This window comes from Streptomyces sp. NPDC050617 (genome assembly GCF_040654795.1).
Taxonomy (GTDB): Bacteria; Actinomycetota; Actinomycetes; order Streptomycetales; family Streptomycetaceae; genus Streptomyces.
Genome location: NZ_JBFAIS010000001.1, coordinates 390919 through 414554, shown reverse-complemented (window position 1 = coordinate 414554; position 23636 = coordinate 390919). Strand labels below are relative to the sequence as shown.

The following is a 23636-nucleotide window of genomic DNA, read 5'->3' as shown; positions in this document are numbered from 1 at the left end:
GTCAGTCGTCCTTCCGCTTGGCGAGGGCGTCCGAGAGGGCATCCGACGCGACGAGAACCGCAGCGCCGAGTGCGGCCAGGACGATGCCCGCGAACACCTCGTAGCCCTTCAGGAAGGGGAGGCGCGTGAACAGCCACACCGGACGGTGCCAGCCGGTGAAGTGGCACACCAGGGCCGCGGCGCCTTCTACGAACAGGACCACGCCCAGCAGCTCCCAAGTCTTCTTCATCCCGCCACGCTAGGAAGGCGCGGGCGGGAGCGGGTCGGCCGAAGGTATACGGCTGTGCGACTTTGGTCGACGATCGGGTTCGCGGCAGTCCGCGGCGCCCGTCCGGTCAGTAGGTTCGTCGACATGAACAGCTCATCCGGGGCCCGTACGGCACGCGACTGGACCGTCGACATCTCCTGCTTCGTGCTCGCCGCGGGCTTCATCCTGCTCACCGCCGACTCCGCGGCGCGGGTGCCCGGCACGACGCACGGCGTGCTCGTCGCCGACCAGGTGGTGGGCGCGCTGAGCTGCGCCGCGCTGTGGCTGCGCCGGCGGTGGCCGGTGGCGCTGGCGACGGTGCTGGTGGCGCTCAGCGCGTTCTCGCAGTTCGTGCCGGGGGCGGCGGCGGTGGCGCTGTTCACGGTCGCCGTGCACCGGCCGTTCCGGGTCACCGCGTGGCTGGGCGGCCTGGCCGTGGCGACCACGGCCGTCTACCCGGTCGTGCGGCCCGATCCGGACCTTCCCCTCGTCACGGCGATCCTGGTCGGGTCCATGCTCTATCTCGCGGTGGTCGGCTGGGGCATGTTCGTCCGCTCCCGCCGTCAGCTCCTGCTGTCGCTGCGCGAGCGGGCGCGGCGCGCCGAGGCCGAGGCCGGGCTGCGGGCGGAGCGGGCGCAGCGGCTGACGCGGGAGCGGATCGCGCGCGAGATGCACGACGTGCTGGCGCATCGGCTGTCGCTGCTGAGCGTCCACGCGGGCGCGCTCGAATACCGCCCGGACGCGCCGCCGGAGCAGATCGCCGTGGCGGCCGGAGTGATCCGCGACAGCGCGCACCAGGCGCTGGAGGATCTGCGGGAGGTCATCGGGGTGCTCCGCGCCCCGGACGACGAGGGCGACGACGGCGAGGGCGGCGAGGGCGAGGGCGGCGAGGGCGAGGGCGGCGGGGCCCGGCCGCAGCCGACCCTGGCCGACCTGCCGCGCCTGGTGGCGGAGGCGCGGCTGGCCGGTACGGACGTCTCGTACGAGCCGCTGCCGGCAGGGGGCGGTGCCGATACCGGGGCCGGTACCGGGGCCGATGCCGTGCCCGCCGCCACCGGCCGTACGGCCTACCGGATCGTGCAGGAAGGGCTGACCAACGCCCGTAAGCACGCCCCGGACGCGACGGTCGACGTACGGATCACGGGGGCGGCGGGCGAGGGGCTGAACGTGACCGTCAGCAATCCGCTGCCGGCCACGGACGCGGCCTCGGCCTCGGGCGCGGACGCGGGCGGTCCGCTGGCTCCGGGCGCTTCGCAGTCGGCGATCCCCGGGGCCGGGCAGGGGCTGATCGGCCTCGCCGAGCGGGCGCAGCTCGCGGGCGGCCGGCTGGAGAGCGGGGCGGTGGGCGGTGCGGACGGCGCTGCCTTCCGGCTCGCCGCCTGGCTACCGTGGCCCTCATGACCGAACCAGCCCGACCGGCCACCACCCGCGAAGACGACCCCGCGTCACCCCCCGTACGGCTGCTGCTCGTGGACGACGACCCGCTCGTACGGGCCGGGCTGCGGCTCATGCTGGGCGGCGCGCCGGATCTGGAGATCGTCGCCGAGGCGTCCGACGGCGGCGAGGTGCTGCCGCTGGTGGACCGGTACGCGCCCGACGTCGTCCTCATGGACATCCGGATGCCGACCGTGGACGGGCTGGCGGCGGCCGAGGAGCTGCGGCGGCACCCGCACCCGCCGCAGGTCATCGTGTTGACGACGTTCCACGCCGACGAACAGGTGCTGCGCGCGCTGCGGGCCGGGGCGGCCGGGTTCGTCCTGAAGGACACGCCGCCGGCCGAGATCGTCGCGGCCGTACGGCAGGTGGCGGCGGGCGAGCCGGCGCTCTCGCCGGCCGTGGTGCGGCAGCTCGTCTCGCATGTGGCGGGCTCGGGCGCGGACGGCCGCCGGGCGCGGGCGCGAGCCCTGCTGGGGCAGTTGAACGACCGGGAGCGCGAGGTGGCCGTCGCGGTCGGGCAGGGCAGGGCGAACGCCGAGATCGGCGCGGCGCTGTTCATGAGCGTCGCGACCGTCAAGACGCACGTGTCGCGGATTCTCGCCAAACTCGACCTGTCGAACCGTGTCCAGATCGCGCTGCTGGCCCACGACGCGGGGCTGCTCGACCGGGAATGACCGGGAATGAGGCGACTCGGCGGGCGCGCGAGCGCCCATCGTGGAGCACCATGGGGACATCGCCGTCCGAGGGGACAGTCCGAGGGACAGGGGAGCCGACGATGCGGTTCGAGGTGTGGTCGCCCGACGCGCGGCGGGTCTCGCTGCGGCTCCAGGGCCACGAGTACGGCATGGAGCGCGATCCGGACCGCCCCGGCTGGTGGCGGTGCGCGGCGGAGGCGGGGCACGGCGCGCGGTACGGCTTCTCGGTCGACGGCGGCCCGGTGCTGCCCGATCCGCGCTCGCGCCGCCAGCCGGACGGCCCGGACGGGCTGAGCGCCGTGGTCGACCACGGCCGTTTCGGGTGGCGGCAGCCGTGGCGCGGCCGGCCGCTGCCGGGGGCGGTGCTGTACGAGCTGCACGTCGGCACGTTCACCCGCGAGGGCACCTTCGACGCCGCCGCGCGGCGCCTGGCGCACCTGGCGGACCTCGGGGTGACGCATGTCGAGCTGATGCCCGTATGCCCGTTCCCCGGTACGCACGGCTGGGGGTACGACGGTGTGGCGCCGTGGGCCGTGCACGAGCCCTATGGCGGGCCGGACGGCCTGAAGCACTTCGTGGACGCGGCGCACGCGGTGGACCTGGGCGTCGTGCTCGACGTGGTCCACAACCACCTCGGCCCGTCGGGCAACTGCCTTCCCGCGTACGGTCCGTACTTCACGGAGCGGCACCACACGCCGTGGGGCGCGGCCGTGAATCTGGACGCGCCGGGTTCGGACGAGGTCCGCCGCTATCTGACGGGCTCGGCCCTCGCGTGGCTGCGCGACTACCGCGTGGACGGGCTGCGGCTGGACGCGGTGCACGCCCTGGTCGACACCCGTGCCGAGCACTTCCTCGCGGAGCTGTCGGCCGCCGTGGACGCGCTGGCCGCGCGGCTCGGCCGGCCGCTGTTCCTGATCGCGGAGTCCGACCGCAACGACCCGCGGACCATCGCGCCGCGCGAGGCGGGCGGCCATGGCGTGCACGCCCAGTGGAACGACGACTTCCACCACGCCGTGCACGCCGCCCTGACCGGCGAGTCCCAGGGCTACTACGCCGACTTCGCCGCCGCCCCCATGGAAGCGCTCGCCAAGGTCCTCATCGGCGGTTTCTTCCACGACGGCGCGTACTCCTCGTTCCGGGGCCGCTCGCACGGCCGCCCCCTCGACCTGCGCACCACGCCCGCCCACCGGCTGCTGGCGTACGCCCAGACCCATGACCAGATCGGCAACAGGGCGCTCGGCGACCGGCTCGCGTCGTCCCTGTCCCCCGGTCTCCTGGCCTGCGCGGCGGCGCTCGTGCTGTGCTCCCCGTTCACGCCGATGCTCTTCATGGGCGAGGAGTGGGGCGCCCGCACCCCCTGGCAGTACTTCACCGACCATCCGGACCCGGAGCTGGCCGAGGCCGTACGGACGGGGCGGCGGCGGGAGTTCGCGGCGCACGGCTGGGCGGAGGAGGACATTCCGGACCCGCAGTCCCCGGCCACCCGCGAACGGTCCTGCCTCGACTGGTCCGAGCCCGAGCGCGCCCCGCACGACGAGCTGCTCGCCTGGTACCGGCGCCTGATCGCACTGCGCCGCGCCGAACCGGCGCTCACCGACCCGGACCCCGGCCTGCGTTCCGGGCTGTCGGTGGGCAGCGAGCTGACGGTGACGATGCGCGCGGGCCCGCTGCACATCGTCGTCAATCCGACCGGGGAGCCGGCGGAGGTGTGGCTCGGGCCGGACGCGCGGTGCACGGAGGTGGTCGCGGCGTGGCGCCCGGTGTCGCTTCCGGACGAGGGGGGATCTGTGCTCGTACCGCCGGAGACGGCGGCGATCCTGCGCTGACAAGGCGGATGGCGACACCCGTGGAGGGATGCCGCCACCATGTGACCGTGCCGCCCGGGGCCGGGATCCCGCCCAGGGCCGGGATTCCGCCCAGGGCCGGGATTCCGCCCAGGGCTGGGATCAGCCGTTGCCGCCGCCCTTGATGGCGCTCTTGGCGAGCCACTGGTCCCAGGAGACGTTCCAGTCGCCGTAGCCGTTGCCTTCCGCGACGGTCTCCGGGGCGTGCTTCACGTCGAAGACGTCACCGGGGATGACCTGGTCGTAGAACCACTTGGCATCGCCGTTCGTGCGCATGCCGATGCAGCCGTGCGTCTCGTTGGTGTTGCCGCCGAACGTGTCCGCCGCCTTGTTCATATGGGCGTACGTGCCGGACGGCGTGAGGTGCACCGCGTAGTAGTACCAGTCCTTGTACTCGTCCCCGTACCCGACGGACTGCGAGGTCATGTACACCTTGTGCTGCTTGTCCAGCACCGGCATGACGCCGCCCCAGGTGTCGCGCCCGGGGGCGCCCAGGGTGACGGGCAGCGTCCTGACCTTCTTGCCGTCCTTCTCGACGGTGAGGGTGTGGGCGCTGTTGTCCGCCGTGGCGATCAGCGAGCGGCCCACCGTCCAGGTCTCGGAGGCGTTCTTGGCGGTGTAGTGACGCCCGCCGGTGTTCACGCCGTTGAGGTTGGCCTTGACGGTCACCTTGGTGCCGGGCTTCCAGTACTCCTTGGGCCGGAAGTCGATGCGGCCGGGATTCTCCGCGGACCGGTCCTGCACCCAGCTCCAGGCGCCGTCCACGTGCGGGCTGGTGGAGACCTCCAGGGCCTTCTGCACCGCGGCCTTGTCGGTGATCTTCTGATCGAAGGTGATCGACACCGGCATCCCGACGCCGTACGTACCGCCGTCCGCCGTATTGATCTTGAAGTTGACCGGGTGCTCCGGCTTCAGCGTGGTGAACCCGGACGTCTTGGTCGTGCTGTGACCGTCGGAGTCCTTGGCCGTCGCCGTCACCGTGTACTTGGCGCCCGTCTCCAGGTGCCCGCTGCTCTGCCACGAGGTGCCGCCGGAGCCCATGGCCCCCGTGGCGGCCTTGCCGTCCGGCCCCGTGACCTTGACCTCGGTCAGCTTGCCGCCGCTGGCGGTCACCTTGACCGGCTTGTCCGTGTCGACCTTGGCGGCGTCCGTGGCGGGGGTGATCGCGATGGACGCGGAGGAGGAGGCGGCGTCGCCGGCCTTCCCCGACGCGCCGTCCTTGCCGCCACAGGCACTGAGCACCAACGCCGCCGCGGCAGCGGCCCCGCCCACGGCCAGCACCCGCGCACGCCTCCGCCCGCCACTGCGCCCCGCCGCGCCCCGCTCGTCAGCTCTCGTTATCTCTCCCCGATTGTGCTCAGGCATGTGCGCCGTCCACCTCATGTGCTCTAGTTCCCTGGCTCCACCCGTGCCGCTCAACCACGGCCTGCCACTCCCTTAGACGGGTTGGGGAGGCCATCCCGTTGCATGCCGCCATGTTGCGATTCGACAAAAAGCGACGGAGGGATATGGAGGCGGCAAAACCGCCCGCTGATCTCGTTGTTTCCGCCGTCAGCGCTGTCAGAGCCGTCGGCTGCCGGACCGCGAACCGCCGAGAGGCATGTCACCCCCTCGGGGCGGATACCCCCCGCTCACGCGGAAAGACTGTTCCCTGGGAATCGACACGACGGAGCGGTACGCACGCGGTCGGGGGGGCGGGTGGAAGGACGCGAACACGGCGGCCGCAATGACCTCAGCGGCACGGTGCACGGACCCGCCGTACAAGCGCACACCGTCCATGGCGGCATCCACTTCCGCACGGAAACCGCCCCCGAACACCAGCCGCCGTGGCAGCTTCCGCCGTCTGTCCGCATCACCGACCGCGCAGCGGAACTGAGTGCGCTGGAGCGGTACCGCGCCCATTCCGGGGAGGACGGCCACCCCACGCTGGCGGCGGTCAGCGGCCTGGGCGGCGTCGGCAAGACAGCCATGGCGCTGGCCTGGCTGAACACGCTGCGGCCGCACTTCCCCGGTGGCCAGCTGTACGCGGATCTGGGGACCCATTCCCCCGGCGGACCGGCCGATCCGGGAGAAGTGGTCGGCCACTTCCTGCGCGCCCTGGGGGTGCCGGCTCCGCAAGTACCGGCGGCCTTCGCCGAGCGGTCGGCGCTGTACCGCTCATTGACGGCGGAGAGACGGCTCGTGGTGCTGCTCGACGACGCCGCGTCGGCGGCCCAGGTCCGCCCGCTACTGCCCGGCGGCCGGAGCGTGACAGCCGTGACCAGCCGCTGGCGCATGCCCGGCCTGACCGTGGACGGCTGCTACGCGGTGCATCTGGAGCCCCTCGCTCTTGAGGCGGCGGTCGAACTGCTGGAGGCGACGCTCGCCGACGGCCGGGTGGCGGCGGAACCCGACGAGGCGCGCGCCCTGGTCGAGCTCTGCGCCGGCCTGCCGCTGGCGGTGCGCGTGGCCGGGGCCCTTCTCGCGGCGCGCCCGCGGCGCGGCATCACCACGATGGTGCACGCGCTCGCCGAGGAGCACGACCGACTGGAGGCGTTGACCATCGAAGGCGACCACAATGTCCGGGCGGCGCTGGACGTCTCGTACCGGGGGCTGCCGCGGGACGCCGCCCGGCTCTACCGGCTCCTCGGGCTGCACCCCGGCTCCGAGTTCGGCGGCCGGGTGGCCACGGCGGTGCTGGGCGAGGACGCGGCGGGCCCCCTGGATCTGCTCCATGACGCGAATCTGCTGACCGACGTCGGAGACGAGCACACCGGCGAGGAGCGCTACCGCTTCCACGACCTCGTCCGGCTGCACGCCCTCGCCAAGGCCGGGGAAGTCGAATCCGCGGAGGAACGGGCCGCCGCCCTGCGCCGTATCGCCGACCACTACCTCGCCACCGCCACCCGCGCCGAGAAGATCATCGACCCCCAGCACCTGACCATGCGCCGCGACTACGGCCCGGGCCCGGTGGTCACAGCGGATGTCGGCGACGACGAGGTCGGCGCGCTGAACTGGCTGGAACGCGAGCTGCCCAATCTGATGGCGGTGATCCGCGGCGCGCGCCCCGCGGGGTTCGCCACCGTCGGTTGGCAGCTCACCGACGCCATGTGGCCCCTCTTCCTGCGGCGCAAGTTCTACGAGCAGTGGCGGGCCGCCCACGCGGAAGGCCGAGCCGCGGCGCAGGAGTTGGGGGACGCCGAGGCGGAGTGCCGGATGCTGACCTCCGGCGGCATCGGCGAGTTGGGCATGGAGAGTCCGGAGCGCGCTCTGGAGATGTTCGAGCAGTCGGCGCGGGCGTTCCGCGCTATCGGGAACGAGCTCGGGTACGCCCGTACGCTCAACTACCAGGGCCTGGCCCACCAGCGGCTCGGCCGACCGGACCGGGCGGCGGAGTTCTTCGCGGACGCCGCTTCCGAGCTGTCGCGGTGCGGCGACCACCGGGCGAGCGGACTGGCCCGCTTCAACCTCGCCGACATCGCCCTCACGAGAGGTCTCCCCAGGGAGGCCATCGTCGGCGCCGCGGCGGCGTACACGACGCTGGCGGAAGCGGGCGACTCCTACAACGCCGCACGCGCGGCCATCCTGCTGGGCCGCGCGCACCTCGCGGTGGGCCTGCTCGACCAGGCCGAGGATCAGCTGTCCCTGGCCCTGACGACGCTGCGCGCGACGGCCGCCGACTACGAGACGGCCCGCGCCCTGGGCTCCCTGGCGGCCCTCGCCGAGCAGCGCGGACAGGCGGATCTCGCCCGTACGCGCTGCCGGGAGGCCCTGGACCTCTATGAATCGGCAGGCCGGTCCCGATCCGCCGACGCCGAAGCGGCGCGCACACTCCTCGGGCAGTTGGAGGGACCCGCCGGGGAATGATCCAGCAGCAGGCTCACCGGCGCCGACGCGAACTCCGCCGCCGGCAGCCCGGAGACCAGCCAGGCGTGTGCCAGCGAGGCCCACACCGCCCACGATGATCTCGCCGCCGACCGCCGGCCGTCGAGGGTCAGCGCGCATCCGCCGCCGGCGAACCGGAGCCAGCAGGCGTGGCCCCGGTGCACCGCCACCACCAGGGCTCCCGGGTGGCACGCGGCCAGTTCCGCAGCGCTCTGTTCCCCTTCTCCCTCGCCCAGGAGCACGTCGGCGAGCCGGGGCCACGGAGCGGGGGCGGGAAGTTCGATCCTCAGATGCTCGTCCACGACCGGAACGCCGGAGACCGGGTGCACCAGCACCACCCGTGCGCGGCGCACCGCCTCGCGCCGGCCGGCCGCTTCGGGGACGGGCGACTCGGACGCGTAGACGGTCAGCGCCGCCATGACACGACACCGCCCGGCTCGTCGTACCGCACCGTGAGCGGGAGCGGCGCCGGTTCCGCGGCGATCCGGACCGTCGAAGAGCGCAGCCGCAGCTTGCGGTAGATCAGGGCCCGCATCTTCTGGGCGAACCGTCCCGGCTCGGAGGTGATCCGGGCGGCGACGCGCTCGTAGCGCTCCGGCCGGTACGCCGTGGAGCTTCGGCTGAGCTGCCGGCACAACGGACGGTCCGCTCGCAGCCCGAGCCGGGGTGCGAACGAGCTGAGTTCCGCCATGGGTGACGCGGGATCGATGTCCTCTTCCGGCATGCCGGCCAGCAGCACCGGCACACCGGTCATCGCGCCGTAGAGGGTGGTGGAGCCGTGGTCGCCCACGATGTAGTCCGCGGCGACCAGCGCTCCGACCCAGTCCGCGTGCTGGGTGATCACGGTGAGGCCGGAGCGTCCCAGAGCCGCCAGCCAGCTGAGGACCTGCCATTCGCTGTGGGCGTTCCACACATTGGGGTGCAGCAGCAGCGCTACGCGGTACTCGTCGCCGGGCAGCTCGCGTACGAGGTGCTCCAGCAGCTCCCAGCTCTGCCCCAGGAGCGACTTGGCCCCCCAGGTCGAGCAGAAGAGGACCAGTCGCTGCCGGGCCCTGACGTGCACGGCCTCCCGGTACAGCACGCGCGAGGGCAGGCTCGCCGCGATGCGGTCGAAGCACGGGTCCCCGACCACTTCGGCCGCGGGCAGCGCTTCCGGGCATTCCCGGCCGAGGCGGGCCAGCTCCTCCTGATGCGCCAGCACGATCGCCTCGGGGATCACCGCGCCGTCCCGTACCAGGCGCTGCCTGCTGAGCCCGTACACGCCCCGCTCGCCCACCGGTCGGCCCCGCTGCCCAGCGGGGACGATCTTGTTGTGCCCGGCGCCGTGCGGCAGCACGATCACAGGGGCGTGCAGTTCGTGCAGGCTGCCGTGGCTCGCGGCCAGCGCGAGGTCGAACCGGGTCTGTACCGCCTGGCCCCACGGCAGCACGAGCCCGTTGAGCTCCTCCAGAAAGTCCTCCACCCCATTGCTGAAAACATCCGGAGCTGGGGTGAAAAACACCTGAATGCGAGGATCGCCCTCCAGGAGACGCACCGCGTCGAGCAGCCGCTGCCCGGTGGTCACCGTGTGCACCACGACCAGAAGCCTTCGGTGGATCCGGCGGGTGGCCCACCGTTCGGCGTCCAGGCGCACCGGCACATAGGCCCCGTGCGCTTCCAACATGGTCAAGCTCATCGAATCCATCCCCCCGGTCTTCCTGCTCCCCGGAACGGTCCACCGCCCCGGTCGACCGCGACGGCTCGCGGTCACTGACCAGGGGATGCCCCGGGGGCCGGATGGGCGGCTTGCAAAAAGCTTGCACTCCAGGTGCAGCGGTGCGGGGACGGTCGCAGAACCGGCTGTGCGCCTGCTGTGCTCCCGTGCGCCCCTGTCCGCTCCCCCTGGCCGCGTGGCAAGAGTGAAGTGAGTTCCGCACGGACGTGCGGGCGCTGCCGAGGGCAGCGAGAAGAAGCGCACCCGTCGGGGGGCGATGGTGGAACTTCTTGCTCTGGGATCACTTGAACTATGGCACCACGAGCAGCAGCACGCGCTCGGTTCGGTGAAAGAACGCTGCGTACTGGCCATTTTGATCCACGCCCGAGGCGAACCGGTCAGCGCGGCAACCCTGTTGGACCGCGTCTGGGACGACGAACCGCCGCGAACCGCCCTGGAGACGCTGCACACCTATCTGTCCCGATTACGGGGCCGGCTGCGCCGGGCGGTCGGGGACCTGGCCCGCGTGGAACGGCCGTCGCCCCGCCTGTACCGGCTCCGCGTCGACCCGAAGGACGTGGACCTGCTGCGCTTCCAGCGACTGCGCGCCGACGCGGACGCGGCGGCCGGCCGGGGCGAGCGCGAGACGGCCATCGGCCTGCTGCGCACGGCGGAGACGCTGTGGCGAGGCGACCCCCTGACCGAATTCACCAACGACTGGGCGGCCTCGTCGCGCGCCAGGCTGATCGAGGACCACCGCCGCGTACGGGAGGAACGCATACGCCTGGAACTGGAGCTGGGACGGCACGCGGATCTCATCGGCGAACTCCACGAACTCGCCGCGCAGAACCCGCTCGCGCAGCGAGTGATCGCCCAATTGATGCTGGCTCTGTACCGATCCGGGCGGCATGATGAAGCGCTCGAACTCTATCGGCTCACACACCGGCGCCTCGATGTACGACAAGGCATCAAGCCAGGAGCGGAGCTGCGAGAGCTCCACCAACGCATTCTCCGACAAGACCGTTCGCTGCTCGACGATGCCGCCGTCACCCCTCCGGTGGCGGCATCAGAGTCTCGGAATTACCTGCCGCGCGACACCCGGGACTTCACAGGACGGGCGAGCGAGCTGCGTATTCTGCTCGCGCAATCGACGCCCGCGGAGAGCGCCGAAACAGCGATGCCGCTTACGATCGTTCACGGAATGCCAGGAATTGGTAAGACCGCGCTGGCCATTCACGCCGCGCACCAGATGCGTGGGTCCTACCCGGACGGGCTTTTCTACGTGGATTTGCACGCCTACAGCGGCCATTCGCCTCACGACCCCGCCGAGGCGCTCGCCGCGCTGCTGCACGCCTCCGGAGAATCCGGCGCATTGCCCGACTCGCTGGATGAGCGCGCGGCCAAATGGCGGCAGTGGACAGCCCGCCGCCGCATACTCATCGTCCTCGACAACGCCCGGAACGCCTCGCAGGTCAGCCCCCTGTTGCCCGGCGCGCCCACCTGCCGGGCCATCGTGACCAGCCGAAATCGGCTCACCGGACTCGACGGGGCCACGTCGCTCTTCGTCGACGCCCTCTCCGCGGCGGAGGCGACCGGGCTCTTCACCCGCATCGCGGGCAGCGCCCGGGTATCCGCCGACTGCGTGACCCTCGGGCGGGTCGTGAATACGTGCGGGGGCCACCCGCTCACGCTCCAGCTATTGGCGAATCACTTCCGGCATCATGATTCCTGGGATCTTCACCATCTCCTGGATCGGCTCGCTCAGTCCGCCGACCCTCTGGGCGAGTTCGACGGATCGGTCACCGCCGCGTTCCAGCTCACCTACAGCGAGCTCAGCGCACCCGCGCAGTGCCTGTTCCGCCGATTGGCACTGCACACGGGCCCCGACATCACCCTCGAAGCAGCGACCGCACTCATGGCGCCGGAAACCGGAGTGGAATCGGAACCGATTCGCCGGAGCGTGGAAGAACTGCTCGATTGCCATCTGCTCGAAGAGCCCGTACGGGACCGCTACCGTTTCCATGATCTCGCCCGTGCTTTCGCCCTCCGGCTCTGCTCCGAGACGGAACCGGAGCCCGTCCGCCACAAGGGCATAACCCAACTCCTCGACTACTACCTCACCAGCGCCCACCGCGCCGACCGCCTCACCCATCCACGTCGTCCCACACTGCCGCTGGGAAAGGCAGGGCAGTCTCCGTACGCACCCGAGTTCGCCGGCCCGGACGAAGCGTCGGTGTGGCTCACCGTGGAGCGCGCCAACCTTCTGGCAGCGGCACGCACCGCCGCCACCACATCACCTGTTCATGCCGCGCTCTTCCCGTACGTACTGGCGGAGTCGCTCAAGATCTGGGGCACTTGGAATATCGCTGCCGACCTCTATGACAGGGCGGTCACCGCCCTCCGTACGCGCGGTGACGGAACCGCCCTGGCCCGGACCCTGGTCGAACGAGCGGCCGTCCTGGCTCAACAGGACCCCACCGAGGCTCTGCGCTGCGCGACAGAAGCCCTGGCTCTCTTCCAGGACCGACACGACCCACGCGGCTGCGCCGACTCCCTGCTCCAGTCGGGCCGAGCCGAACTGGCCGCCGGAAACTGCGACATGGCGTTGCTCCTCCTGGACCGGGCCCTGTCGAGCTACCGGCAGATCCCCGATCGCTCGGGGGAAGCGGACTGCCTCAACGTCCAAGGCGCGGCCGTGTATTACAGCGGGCGGCACAAAGACGCATTCCAGACGTTCAGGTCAGTCCTCAGCATCCGTGAGGAACTCAATGAAGTGGGCGGAATGATTACCGCCCTGAACAACATGGGCGAACTCCACTCCCAGCAAGGGCAGTTGAAAGAGGCTCGGGACTACTACGAGCGGTCCTTGGCGCTGGTCCAGCGACACGGCGGCCGACAGGAACTCGCGATCCTCAACACCAATCTCGGAGCGATCCACCAGGAGACGGGACAGACCGCGCGGGCACTTGAGTGCTTCCAACGCGCCCTCGACAGCCACCGATCCGGTGGCGACGCCCTGGGCGAGACCAATGTGCTGATCAACATCGGCACGGCCTACGCACAGACCGGGCGGCGAGGCGAGGCGCTGCTCCACTTCAACATGGCCGCCGAGGTCGCTCACAGCATCGGCAACGCATACGAACGTCAGCGCGCCCTCATCGGTATGGCCGACGTCCAGCGCGACTCAGGGCGATTCGGCATCGCGCTGGACATCTACGAACAGGCTCTGGAAGTGGCCCGGATCGCCGACTCCCCGCTGGGTTCCGCCCACGCGCTCGCCGGGCTCGCGCGAACCGCTCTCTCATCGCGCAGCATCGAAGTGGCGCGCCAGTACGGTGCACAGGCCGTCACCATCTATCAAAGCCTTGAAGCCACGGCGGAGGCGGAGAGCCTTCAGAGCCTGCTCATGGACCACGGTGTTACCGGCTCCTGAGAATTCCCAGGGGGGCCTGTCGCCTGAGCGGAAAGTCCGGATCAGACCCGTGCGAGACTCGGCACGTCCACGGGATCCCTGTCCACGCCCGCCGGCATCCACCACATCAACTGCACGTTACTCGCATCGGCGACCACACCCCGCGGCCCCCACCACATCAACTGCGCATTGCTCGCCTCGGTGACCGCATGACTCGGCCCCCACCACATCAACTGCACGTTGCTCGCGTCGGGGACCACGCCCTCCTGCTCGGGCAACATCGCCTGCGCGATACTCGCCGACACCGTCGCCGACTGTTCGGACAAGCCAGCACGAAAGCTCTTCGCCACGGCTGTCGAACCAGCCGCACCGACGCATACAACCACTGCGGTTACACAGACAACGCCAGCGAGAACTTTCCCGATACGGCCCACAATTCCCCTAACCATTACAAGAGTTGACGACCCGCGCTCACATGATCATCGGCGAGGTTAACACTTGATAGGCTCTAGCGAGACCACGTATCAGAATCCGGATCATGGCAGCCGAGGACGGCGTCCGAGTCGCGGCCGACCGACGGTGTGCCATCGCTCGGCACCCCCGCAGTCACACCACTGCCGCGCGCCTCTCACCTGCGGATGCGGTTCCGAACATGCACCGCCAGATCCCCCAGCAGCGCCTCCGCCACCTGCTCCTCGACGACCGAGGTCCCCGCCTCGCGGAGGGCCGTGGCCAACTCCCGGTCCCAGGGCGCCTCGGTGATCCGTCCTGGGGCCGGGCCCGGCTGGGCGCTCCGCAGCGCCGTCAGGTAGTCGGCGGTGGTCATGCGCCAAGGCCTGGCGGGGGTTTTGGCCAGGATGTGGGCGGCGATGCGTAGGCCCTCGCCGTCGAGGTCACCGTGGTAGTGGAGGCGGCAGTCGGCGGCTGCGAGGTGACGGAGCAGGAGCATGGCGGCGCTGTTGGGCCAGCCTGAGGTGCACACCATCGGCGGGCAGGACGGGCCGAAGCGGCTCAGGGCGAGGGCGAGGATGCTCGGGTTCTCCGTGATGTGCACGTGCTGGGCAGGGAATCGGAGGTCGCCTGGGGTGCGGAGTTGGGCGAGGGTGAGGTGGGCGGCGTGTCCCGCTTCGGAGTACGCGGTCAGGGCGCGGGCGAGCGGGCCGGAGCCGGACGGGTGGAAGCCCGCGGTCAGGACCGTGGTGGACAGGGCGTCGTCCGCGATCCCGGCGCGGCCCCACAGCGCGCGGCGGTCGGCCGCGGATTCGGGTACGGGCGTCTCGTGCAGCGCGGCGAGGGCCCGTAGGATCAGGGAGGAGAGGCGGGTTCCGTCGTCGAGGGCGTGCGAGTCGGACAGGACGGCCGTCGCGAACACCGGCAGCGGTTCGCCCTGTGCGGGCAGGGCGGCCAGGGTGCGCAGCGCCTGTTCCAAGGACTCGCGGGTACGGTCGACGGAGCCGGCGATCAGGCCCGTACGGCGTAGCTGCGCCGTCCATGGGGCGAGCGCGGGCTGGGCTGTCACCGTCGGGTGGGCTTCGAGCCATGCCCACAGGTCGGCCCGGCGCGTCTGCTCGGCTTCGCGTTCGGCGGCCCGGTCGCCGAGCGGTCCGACGATGTCGGCGACGACGGCCCGTACGCCGTCTCCGCAGATCTCCAGGAGCGCGGTGTCGAGCCGCGCCAGGTCGACGCTCGTGTACGCGTCCGGCAGCCGGTCGAGGCCGAGCAGGTCGGCCAGCGCGCTGCGGCCTTCGGGGGTGAGCGGGCCGACGCGGAGCCTGCTGACGGGGCGGCCCGCGGAGAGCCGGTGGTGGGCTGCTTGCCAGAGGGGGGCCAGCTCCGGGCGGTCCGCGTAGCGGCGGCTTGGAGAACTCATCGCCGCTCCCCATGACGGCGGACCGGGCGACTCACAGTCGCTCCCCGTCAGGTACGAGTTCGGCTCCGTCCCAGACGAAGCGGGCCGTCGTGACCGCTTCGTCCGCGGCTGCGTCCGGGCCGCCGTCGCCCCCTCCGTCACCGGTGATGAGCTGGTGTACGGCGATGCCGTCCAGTTCGCGGTAGGTGCACCACTCGTGGTCGGAGGTGAGCATCAGGTCCAGGTCGAGGGCGCGCAGCAGGTCGAAGACCTGGCCGCGGTTGGTGGCGTCGACGCCGACGAACACCTCGTCCAGCAGGATCAGCCGGGGTGCCCGCGGGACGGCGTGGTAGTGCGCGGCCACGGCGGCGAAGAGCGGCAGATGCAGTGCGATGGCCTTCTCGCCGCCGGACAGCGCGCCGTGCAGCTTCTTGGTCAGCAGCTGCCAGCCGTGCCCGTTCGCCCGGTCGAGCTTCACCACGAACTGGTGCCAGGCCGTGTAGTCCAGCACCTGCGCCAGCTGTTCCTCCCAGCTCGCGGCCGTGTCCGCGGCCTTGGCCTCCTCGATGCGGTCGCGGAAGAACCGGTGCAGCGCTTCGCGGTCCGTTTCGGTCACCCGTACCGGGTCCTTCAGCAGCAGTTCGCGAGCGGCCCTGGTGCCCGGCGGCAGTGCGGGGTCCACCTGCCATACGAGCCGGACGGCGACGCGGGAGGCGGTGCGTACCCGCTCAAGGCGGGCGTTCATGGCGTCGACCAGTTCGTTGGCCTGGCGGATACGGGCCGCGAGGTGGCGGCGGGTGTCGCCGGTCAGGGTCTGGTCGAACAGTTCGCGTTCCGCGGCGGTGATGTCGTCCCGGCTGCGGTCGCGTTCGGCGGTCAGTGCGGTCAGGAGCTGCGCCGCGCCGATCGACGCGCCGTCCATCGCGGCCGTGAAGACCTGGACGTCGCCTTCGTCGTCCGGCCCGAGGTCCAGATCGGCGCGGTCGCTGAGGGCCTGGCGGCTCTCGTGCACCGTCTCGCCGAGCCGGCCCAGGGCGTCCGCCAGGTTCTTCGGCGCGTGCGGCACGGCGTGCCATTGGGCGGCGACCGTGCGGGCGGCCTCCAGCGTCGCCTTGGTCCCGTCGCCCGGTGCGAGGTGGAAATCGGCGGCTCCGGCGTCGGCGGGGAAGCCCAGGGCCGCGTACCGGCGCAGCCGCCCGGCCGCGGCGTCCCGCGCGGCGATGGCGGTGTCGCGTCGATCGGCCGCGCTCAGGCGGGAGTTGCCGAGCGCGCCGATGCGGCCCGCGAGGTCGATGAGTTCGGCGGAGAGCCGCTTGGTCTCCTCGTGTGCGCGCCGCAGGTCCGCGCGGAGCTGCTCGATCCGGGCCAGTACTTCGTTGTACTCCGCGCCGACCGAGCGCGTGACCTCCTCCAGCGTGGCCGCCAGCGTGCGGGCGGCCGTCTCGGCCCGGTGCGCCTCGCTCTCCCGTTCCTCGGCTGTTCGCAGGGACCGGTCCGCCTGCCCGCGTACCTCGGCGGCGGTACGGAGCCCGTGGGCCAGCCGCAATTCGACGAAGATCCACTGTCCGGCCGTCTCGCGCAGGTTCTCGGCGCTCTCGACGAGCCGTTCCAGCGCCTCGCGGTCGGTGGGCAGGGCGTGTTCCGCCGCCGTGGCCTCCAGCGTGAGCCGGGCCGCGGTGACCCCCTTCTCCTGTATGGAACGCCTGGTCACGGCCGTACGTACGGTGTCGTCGTGGTGGGCGACGTCGCTCTCGGCGTGGTCCAGCGCGCGCTGGGCCGCCGCCACCGGGCGGTGGTCGGGCCGGCCTCGCCGCTCCAGGTCCAGGGCCCGGCGGCGGCCCGCGACGGCGGCCAGTTCGTTGTCGCACTCGGTGATGACCGTGTCCAACTCGCCGATACGGTGCGCCAGTTCGGCGATTCGGCGCGCGCGGGCGCGGTGCCGCGCCATGGCGCCGATGTGAGCCGACTCGGCCTTGGCCCAGCTGCCTGTCATGCTCGCCAGCCGCCAGGTGCCGTCCGCGCCGACCGCCGCGCGGTGTCCTTCGGGAAGGGTCTCGCCGTAGGCGATGCCGGACAGCAGCCGCAGGATGCGTTCGGCGGGCACCGGGGCGTCGGGCTCCGGCCGCAGGACGTCCGCGAGGCTACGGGCGGGGGCGGGCTCCGGCCGCAGTGCGCCCTCGGGGCTACGACCGGCGGCATCGGGCTCCAACCCCACAGCATCCGCGAAGCCGCGACCCGCCACGGGCTCCGCCCAGTCCGCCTCGGCGAACGTGTCGTGGCCCGCGGCAAGTAGACCGCCGTGCGGCCCCACCCAGGCGTCGAGCAGCCCCGCGGCCTCCAGCGCCGCCTCGGTCCCGGCCTGCGTGGCGTCCGGTACGGACTCGTTGAAGGCGACCAGCTTCCACAGCGGCGCTCCGGGCAGTACGGAACGGTCCGAGGTTCGGGTCCGCGGCGGTTCGGGCGGCAGGTCGCTCTCGCCCTCCAGCTCCGCGGCCTCCGCCGCCAGCCGCTCGCGCACGGCCGTCTCCTCGGCGCGGCGGCGCGCGGCCGTGGTCTCCGCCGACGCGAGGGCGCGGTCTGCGGTGCGTACCGCCGCCTCGGTGAGCGTCAGCACCTCCGCCTCGTGTGCCGCCTGCGCGGCCAGTTCCTCGATGAGGTCGGCGTCGAAGGCGAGTTCCGTGCAGCCCGCCGCCCAGGCGCGCAGCCGCTGGGCCTGTTCGCCGAGCGCGGCCTGGTGGTCTTCGGCGCACGCGGTACGCCGCTGGGAGGCGGCGGCCAGCGCCGCCCTGGCGTCCTCCAGGGCGGCCTCCGCGGCGTCGCGTTCGCGCACCGCGTCGCGGTGCGCGTCGAACGCGGTCCGGACGGTGGCGATTGCGCCGAGCCTGCCGCGCACCGCGCCGTGCAGCAGTTGCCTGGCGAGGTCCGCGTCGCCCGCCGCGACGGCGGTCGCGGCCTCGGCGTACGCGGTGGTCAGCCCGGCCTGCCGGGCCGCCGCCTCGGTCGCGGCGGCTGCGTCGCGCGCCCGACCGGCCTCGGCCGTGGCCGCGGCGTCCGCCTCCGCGGCCCGTACCGCGTCGGCATGCGCTTCGCCGCGCGCCCCCTCGGCGGCGGCGCCCCTGGTGTCGGCCTCCCGCCGCGCGTCGGCCGCGCGCTGCCCCAGCCGGTCGAGTTCGCGGCCCTTGCGGTAGGTCTCGGACTCGGTGAGCCCTTCGATCCGGGAGCGCAACTCTTCCCCCAGTTCCTCGGCCTCCGCCTGCTTCTCCTGCGCTCGGGCCCGGCGTACGAGCGCCTGGTCGTACTCCTCTTCGCTCTCGCGCGCCGCACGGGTGCGGTTGTCCATGTCGGTGGTGGCCGCGATCAGGTCCGCGGCCCCGGCGCGCAGGACGCGCTGTGCGTACGAGCGCTGGCGCGCGGCGAGCGTCTGCGCGGCGCGCACCTCGTCGTCCAGCTTGGCCAGGTGCTCGCGCTGCCGGTCCAACCGCTCGAAGCCGTCGGCCAGGTCGGAGAGTTCGCCGCGGTCCAGCGGCGGCAGTGCGCGGGAGAGCAGGGTGGACAGGAGGGACGGGTCGAGTCGTTCCGAGAGCTTCGGGGTGCGTAGTTGGAGGAGGGCGGTGATCAGCGCGTCGTAGCGCTGCTCGGTCAGGCCGGGGAAGAGGGTCCGGCGGACGGCGGCGCGGTGGTCGGCGCCGGAGGCGTGCAGTTCGCCGTGGCCGGTGAGGGCCTGGGCGAGCGCGGCGCGGGTCAGGGGCTGACCGGACTCGCCGACGAGCGACAGGCCGCCGGGCGCGCCGGGCATGCCGACGCGCTGAGTGGTGGTGAAGTAGTCGGCGGTCACCGAGGTGGTGCGCTCGCTGGCCTGCAACCGGGCGCCGAGCGTGAACCAGGCGCTCCCACCCGCCTCTTCGCCTCCACCGCCCCCTTCAGCCCCGTCGCCCGTCCCGTCCCCCTGGCCCGCTTCCGTACGGAATTCCAGCCAGACGTATCCCACCCGCGTGACGCCCGAGGCCCCCTCGCCCATCAGGTTCCAGTGCATCGTGCGCTCGGAACCGCCGAACGTGGACAGCCGGTTGGGGCGCAGGCTCGCGTCGTACAGGAAGGGCAGGAGCACCTCCAGGGCCTTCGACTTGCCCGTGCCGTTCGGCCCCCGGAGCAGCAGCTTGCCGCGGTGGAAGGTGAACACCTCGTCGTAGTAGCGCCAGACGTTGAGCACTCCGGCGCGCGACGGCTGCCAACGGAGCGCGCTCGCACGCTCCGCGCGGGGCTGGGGCAGCGCGGTGACCGTCACGGGACCACCCCTTCGAGCCGGGCGAGCGCGGTGACGTTCATACGGGCGTCCCTTCGGACTGGCAGGGCACGGCAACCGTCATACGGATGCCCCTTCGGACCGGCCAAGCACGGCGACCGTCATACGGGCGTCCCTTCGGGCTGGGCGGCGCCGGTGACCCGGTAGCGGAACGCGGCGGGGCGGGCGGTGATCCGGTCGCCGTCGCGGCGTACGAGCCCGAAGCCGGCCAGTACCGCCACGGCGTCCTCGGCGAGGCGGGCCGCGCCGTCCTCGGACCGGTAAGCCTTGGCCCAGCTCGGGAAGCGGCCGAGCAGCCCGACGGCGGCGGCAGCGAGCTGCTCGGGCGTGGTGCCGGCCGGGTCGGCGGTGACGGTGTCGAGCAGCAGCAGGGCGGCGACCTTGGCGTGACTGGAGTCGTCGGGGAACTTGCCGTCGGTGGCGATCCCGTCCGGATCGGCGAGCAGCCAGCCCTCGGCGCGCTCCTCCAGCACGCAGCCGGCCTGTTCGGCGGCCCGGCGCATGATCTGCCGCCCGGTCGGCGAGGCGAGGTAGCCGAGTTGGGCCTCGGTGAGGTCGTCCCGGTACACCACCGGATCGTCGAAGAGGCGGCGCAGCACCGAGTGGCGCAGCCACAGGTTGCGCTGCACCACGGAGGCGTCCGGGGTCGTGTCGGCGGGACCGGTCAGCGCTGGGGCCCCGGCACGCTCGACCAACCCGTCCGAACCGGCCGCCCCATCAGCCCCACCAGTGGTCTCGGCCCCCCGAGCCCCATATCGCCGCTCCCGCACCAACCCGGCGAGCAATTCCTCGAACCGCCCCGGAACGCTGTCCGGCTCGACCGCGAGCCGCGACGCACCGTTGGGCGCGGCGAGCAGCCGCATGAGGACCCCCGCCTGCACTTGGTAGAGCACCTTCGCCTCGGCCGAGTCCGTGAAGCTGTCCGTCGCCCCGTCGACGGTCCGCAGCGCCCCGTACGACTCCAGCAGCCGCAGGACGTCCACGAACGCCATGCGCTCGGCGCGCTGGGCGGTGTCGAAGGGGGCCAGCGCGGGGTCGGCGCCGGCGGCCTGGGCGACGCGGCCGGCGAGCAGCCCGATGGTGGTGACCGGTACGGACAGGAGCTCGGCGGCGGTCACGCACAGCAGGACGTAGCGGCGGCGGTCGAACGGCGCGCGGCCGGACCTCGGCCGCCGGGCGGGGCGGCCGGCGTCGGCGTGCTGCCGTACCTTCGCGAGCCGTGCGTGGCCGAGCCTGGGCTCGACGGTCAGCGTCCAGCCCAGGGTGTAGTCGAACCAGCGGACCAGCGACTCCCTGCGGCGGCGCACCAGGTCGAACGCGTCGGGGTCGGCGCGTTCCGTCAGCAGCGGGCGGGCGAGCAGCAAGCGGATGCCGCGCGCGACCTCTTCACGCTCGGCGATGACGAGTTGGTTGGCGAGTGAGCTCATCCGGCTGCCTCCGCTCCGGCTGGCTGTGCGGGGAGTCGCGTACGCGCCGTACGGACCTCGATCACGTAATCCGGCCCGGTCAGCCGGCCGCGCGCGGTGCGCAGCACGGCCTGCGCGCCGTCGGCCGGGGGCCACAGCACCACTTCCACCCGGCCGTCGCCCGTGACCGCCCGCCGGGCCCCGGTGCTGTCCGGGGCGACGGCGAGGGCTCGGCCGAGCAGGTCCAGCAGCCGTTCGAAGGTTCCGTGGTCGAGGGTGCCGAAGGCCGACAGTCGCAGTGGCGATTCCGTACGCAACAGGCTCCAGGCGGCTTCGAGTTCGGCGCGCTCCGCGCGGGCCCGTTCGGCGCGGGCGGCCTTGAGCGCCGCGACGTCCCTCACCCGGCCCGTCCGGGTGAAGCGTTCCGTACGGCCGCTGGAACGCAGCAGGGCCGACACCTCTACGGGCGGCGCCGCCGCCCAGCTCTCGGAGGCGCCGCTCAGTTCGGGGTCGGCGGGTACGAGGTGCGCGTGCCGGGCGGAGCCGAGGCCGAACGCCGCCGACCACAGCCGGTGCAGCCCGTCCTCGTCCGGGGCGGCGGCGAACCACCGGGCGAGTTCCCTGAAGTCCTGCGCCGCGCTGGACGAACGGCGGCGCGACTCCGTGATCCGGTCCAGCACCTGGAGCAGGGTGACGATGGCGCGGCGCGCCACATGGTGCAGTTGCTCCACGCGGGGCGGTGAGCCGTCGGCCGGCAGGAACCAGGCACGCAGCCCGTCCCACCGGGCCCGCCGCAGGCTCAGCCAGGCCGGGGCGGGGTCGCCGCCCGCGGTCGGCGGCAGCTCCGCGCCGCGCAGCGCCCGCCGCCACAGCTCCTCGACTCCGTCACCCTCTCCCGCGGCCTCGCCCCCACTCGCCCCGCCTCCACGCGCCTCGACGCGGGAGATGGCGCTCGCGATGGCGTGCGCCCGCTGGTCGAGGTTGGTGAGGAACTCCTGGAGGTAGCCGACCGTGGCGGCCTTCACCTCGTGGAAGGTGGCGAGGTCGGTGCCGTCGGCCCGTAAGAGGCGCTGGAGTTCGCCGTTGAACTGCTTGGTGTTGGAGCGCAGGGCGTCGAGATGCCCCTCCAGCTCCTGGAGCGTGCTGAAGACACGACGGTCGGTGGAGCCCGCGTCACCGAGCAGCGCCGCCAGCTCGGCGACCCGGTCGGCGATGGCGTCCAGCACCGCGGTCTGGAGCGCCCCGGTGGAGGCGAGAACCGCCAGCGCGTGCTGCACGCCCGCGAACGCGGCTTCGCCCCGGCGCGTCAGGGAGTACTGGAGGTTGCGGCGCTCGTACTCCTCGGCCGTGTGGTAGTTCTCGGCGTGGTTCTGCACGACGTCGAGCAGCCGCCATTCGCCCAACTGCTTGAGCGCCGACACCAGATCGTCGTCGGTGAGCGCGTCGAACCAGCCGACGCCCCGCAGCCGTTCCCGTACATCGTCCAGGCCGAGAGCCGTCACCAGCCGTTCGTTGGCGTCGCCGAACGCGCGCAGAATCGCGGCGTACAGCGGCGCCCGATCGCCGGTGGTGAACCGGAACATGTCGGCCGGAATTCTGGCCGCCCCGTCCATCCCGCCCCTCGCACGTCGGCTCCGCATTCCGTACGTTCGCCAGCGTACCGGCCCCCTCCGACAGCCATGGCGGGTATGGGCGGGCCCCGCTTCCACACGGGCGCGATCGGGCGCCTAGGAGCGTGTCCCAGTAACCGGCAACTGACCGGGTGATAGTGGTGCCGAGGTCGGTTGCCGCCGCCCGACCTGCACGCTGCCGGGGTGGCCGGGGCTTGCCGGTCCGGGAAGCGGCCCGAGGGGCCGGTGGTCCGGGCCGGTCAGGCGATCGCGGCGGCGGCTGTAGGCCTTCCGGCCGGGCTTGGTCCGCAGCTTGCGGGCCATGCGCTCCTTGGGGATGCATCCGCGGGGTGCGGGCGGGACCTGCTCGTCGTGCCCGAGCCGGCCGGTAGCCATGAACGTGTCGGTGCCGCAGGTCACTCGGCGACCCCTGGCGGCTTCGAGGTTGGTCTCGGAGCAGTATCCGGCGTCGACGAGGGCCTGTTCGGGGTGGATGCCGGTGTTCTGGTGGGACTGGTCGAGCATTGGGGTGTAGTTCAATGCGTCGGAGGCGTTGGTCGTCACGTCGGCGGCGGTGATCACCTGATGGTGCTCGTCGACGACGGCTTGGGCGTTGTAGGCCTGGATATAGGCGCCGTCGCTGTTCTTCATGATCCGCGAGTCGGGGTCGGTGAAGTTGGCCTGGGCCTTCGGCTTCGGGCGGGCCGTCGTGGCGGCCTTCTCGCCGGCGTCGGTGACGGCCTGCTCGTCGCTGCTGCCTGCACGTGCCTGGCGGCGGCGTTCCTTGTCCTCGGCATGGCGGCGGGCCTGATCGGCGGCCAGGAACCGGAAGGCGACGTCGTCGACGCACTTGCGCTGGATCGCCCGGGAGGAGCGGACGCCGGTGGTGTAGCCGTAGATCAGCAGGCGGACCATCAGGCGCGGGTGGTAGGGCGGGTAGCCGCGCTTTTCGGTGTAGCCGGCCAGGATCGGCGAGAGGTCGAGAGACTGGTCGACCAGGTCGGCGACGAACCGGGCCAGGTGGTCTTCGGGCAGCCAGTCGTCCAGCGACGGCGGTAGCAGCAGGACCTGGGGCGGGTCGAACGCCCTGAACCGCTTGTCCACCGCCGCCGCACGCGCCTGTGGCCGCTTCTTCTCGACCGGCTCGGCCTCGAACAGGCCCTCCCCATCACGCATACCGGGATTATTTCGCATGAATGATCACACAACGGAGGCGGGTTGCCGGTTGCGACCCTACTTCAGTCCCCCTTGCCCCTACGTTTACCGGCTTCGAGAT

At 72.3% G+C, this 23636-nt stretch carries 14 protein-coding genes and 1 pseudogene; 5 read left to right on the top strand and 10 right to left on the bottom strand.

From position 1 onward, the window contains the following. Position 1: 1 nt before the first annotated feature. Positions 2-229 (bottom strand): hypothetical protein, encoded by a 228-nt coding sequence (locus AB0I49_RS01750; protein WP_363224737.1) that lies wholly within the window; start codon positions 227-229, stop codon positions 2-4. 123 nt (positions 230-352) lie between these two features. On the opposite strand from AB0I49_RS01750, the gene AB0I49_RS01745 reads away from it, so the two are divergent. The 3 genes from AB0I49_RS01745 to treZ all read left to right on the top strand — a co-directional run bounded on the left by AB0I49_RS01745 (position 353) and on the right by treZ (position 4205). After that, positions 353-1648: a histidine kinase gene (locus AB0I49_RS01745; protein ID WP_363224736.1), complete on the top strand. Its 1296-nt coding sequence runs from the start codon at positions 353-355 to the stop codon at positions 1646-1648. Further along, positions 1645-2358: a response regulator transcription factor gene (locus tag AB0I49_RS01740; RefSeq protein WP_363224735.1), complete on the top strand. Its 714-nt coding sequence runs from the start codon at positions 1645-1647 to the stop codon at positions 2356-2358. Before AB0I49_RS01745 ends, AB0I49_RS01740 begins: the two co-directional genes overlap by 4 nt. 101 nt (positions 2359-2459) lie before the next feature. Beyond that, the gene (gene treZ / locus AB0I49_RS01735; RefSeq protein ID WP_363224734.1) at positions 2460-4205 is read left to right on the top strand and encodes a malto-oligosyltrehalose trehalohydrolase; all 1746 of its coding nucleotides are present in this window, start codon (positions 2460-2462) and stop codon (positions 4203-4205) included. A 120-nt stretch (positions 4206-4325) separates the two neighbouring features. On the opposite strand, the gene AB0I49_RS01730 is transcribed toward treZ, so the two are convergent. After that, positions 4326-5588, bottom strand: coding sequence for an Ig-like domain-containing protein (locus AB0I49_RS01730; protein WP_363224733.1), 1263 nt, complete (start codon positions 5586-5588; stop codon positions 4326-4328). Positions 5589-5921: 333 nt separating this feature from the next. Between AB0I49_RS01730 and AB0I49_RS01725 the strand changes: the two genes are divergently transcribed. Next, positions 5922-8069 (top strand): NB-ARC domain-containing protein, encoded by a 2148-nt coding sequence (locus AB0I49_RS01725; RefSeq protein ID WP_363224732.1) that lies wholly within the window; start codon positions 5922-5924, stop codon positions 8067-8069. On the opposite strand, the gene AB0I49_RS01720 is transcribed toward AB0I49_RS01725, so the two are convergent. Beyond that, complete coding sequence (locus tag AB0I49_RS01720; protein WP_363224731.1) at positions 7982-8506, bottom strand: transcriptional regulator; 525 nt, start codon at positions 8504-8506, stop codon at positions 7982-7984. The genes AB0I49_RS01725 and AB0I49_RS01720 overlap by 88 nt on opposite strands. Then, a complete protein-coding gene (locus tag AB0I49_RS01715) occupies positions 8494-9762 on the bottom strand; it encodes a hypothetical protein (protein ID WP_363224730.1) in 1269 nt (422 codons plus the stop codon). Before AB0I49_RS01715 ends, AB0I49_RS01720 begins: the two co-directional genes overlap by 13 nt. 295 nt (positions 9763-10057) lie before the next feature. Here AB0I49_RS01715 and AB0I49_RS01710 point away from each other — a divergent pair, with 295 nt between their 5' ends. Next, complete coding sequence (locus AB0I49_RS01710) at positions 10058-13213, top strand: tetratricopeptide repeat protein (protein WP_363224729.1); 3156 nt, start codon at positions 10058-10060, stop codon at positions 13211-13213. 41 nt (positions 13214-13254) lie between these two features. On the opposite strand, the gene AB0I49_RS01705 is transcribed toward AB0I49_RS01710, so the two are convergent. The 6 genes and pseudogenes from AB0I49_RS01705 to AB0I49_RS01680 all read right to left on the bottom strand — a co-directional run. After that, complete coding sequence (locus AB0I49_RS01705; protein ID WP_363224728.1) at positions 13255-13518, bottom strand: hypothetical protein; 264 nt, start codon at positions 13516-13518, stop codon at positions 13255-13257. A 302-nt stretch (positions 13519-13820) separates the two neighbouring features. Then, positions 13821-15062, bottom strand: coding sequence for a TIGR02679 family protein (locus AB0I49_RS01700; RefSeq protein ID WP_363224727.1), 1242 nt, complete (start codon positions 15060-15062; stop codon positions 13821-13823). Positions 15063-15093: 31 nt separating this feature from the next. Next, a complete protein-coding gene (locus AB0I49_RS01695) occupies positions 15094-19326 on the bottom strand; it encodes a TIGR02680 family protein (RefSeq protein ID WP_363224726.1) in 4233 nt (1410 codons plus the stop codon). 119 nt (positions 19327-19445) lie between these two features. After that, a complete protein-coding gene (locus AB0I49_RS01690; RefSeq protein WP_363224725.1) occupies positions 19446-20771 on the bottom strand; it encodes a TIGR02678 family protein in 1326 nt (441 codons plus the stop codon). Then, positions 20768-22333: a TIGR02677 family protein gene (locus AB0I49_RS01685; RefSeq protein WP_363224724.1), complete on the bottom strand. Its 1566-nt coding sequence runs from the start codon at positions 22331-22333 to the stop codon at positions 20768-20770. Before AB0I49_RS01685 ends, AB0I49_RS01690 begins: the two co-directional genes overlap by 4 nt. Positions 22334-22630: 297 nt before the next feature. Further along, positions 22631-23518: pseudogene (locus AB0I49_RS01680) on the bottom strand (transposase); the annotation flags it as partial. Positions 23519-23636 lie beyond the last annotated feature (118 nt).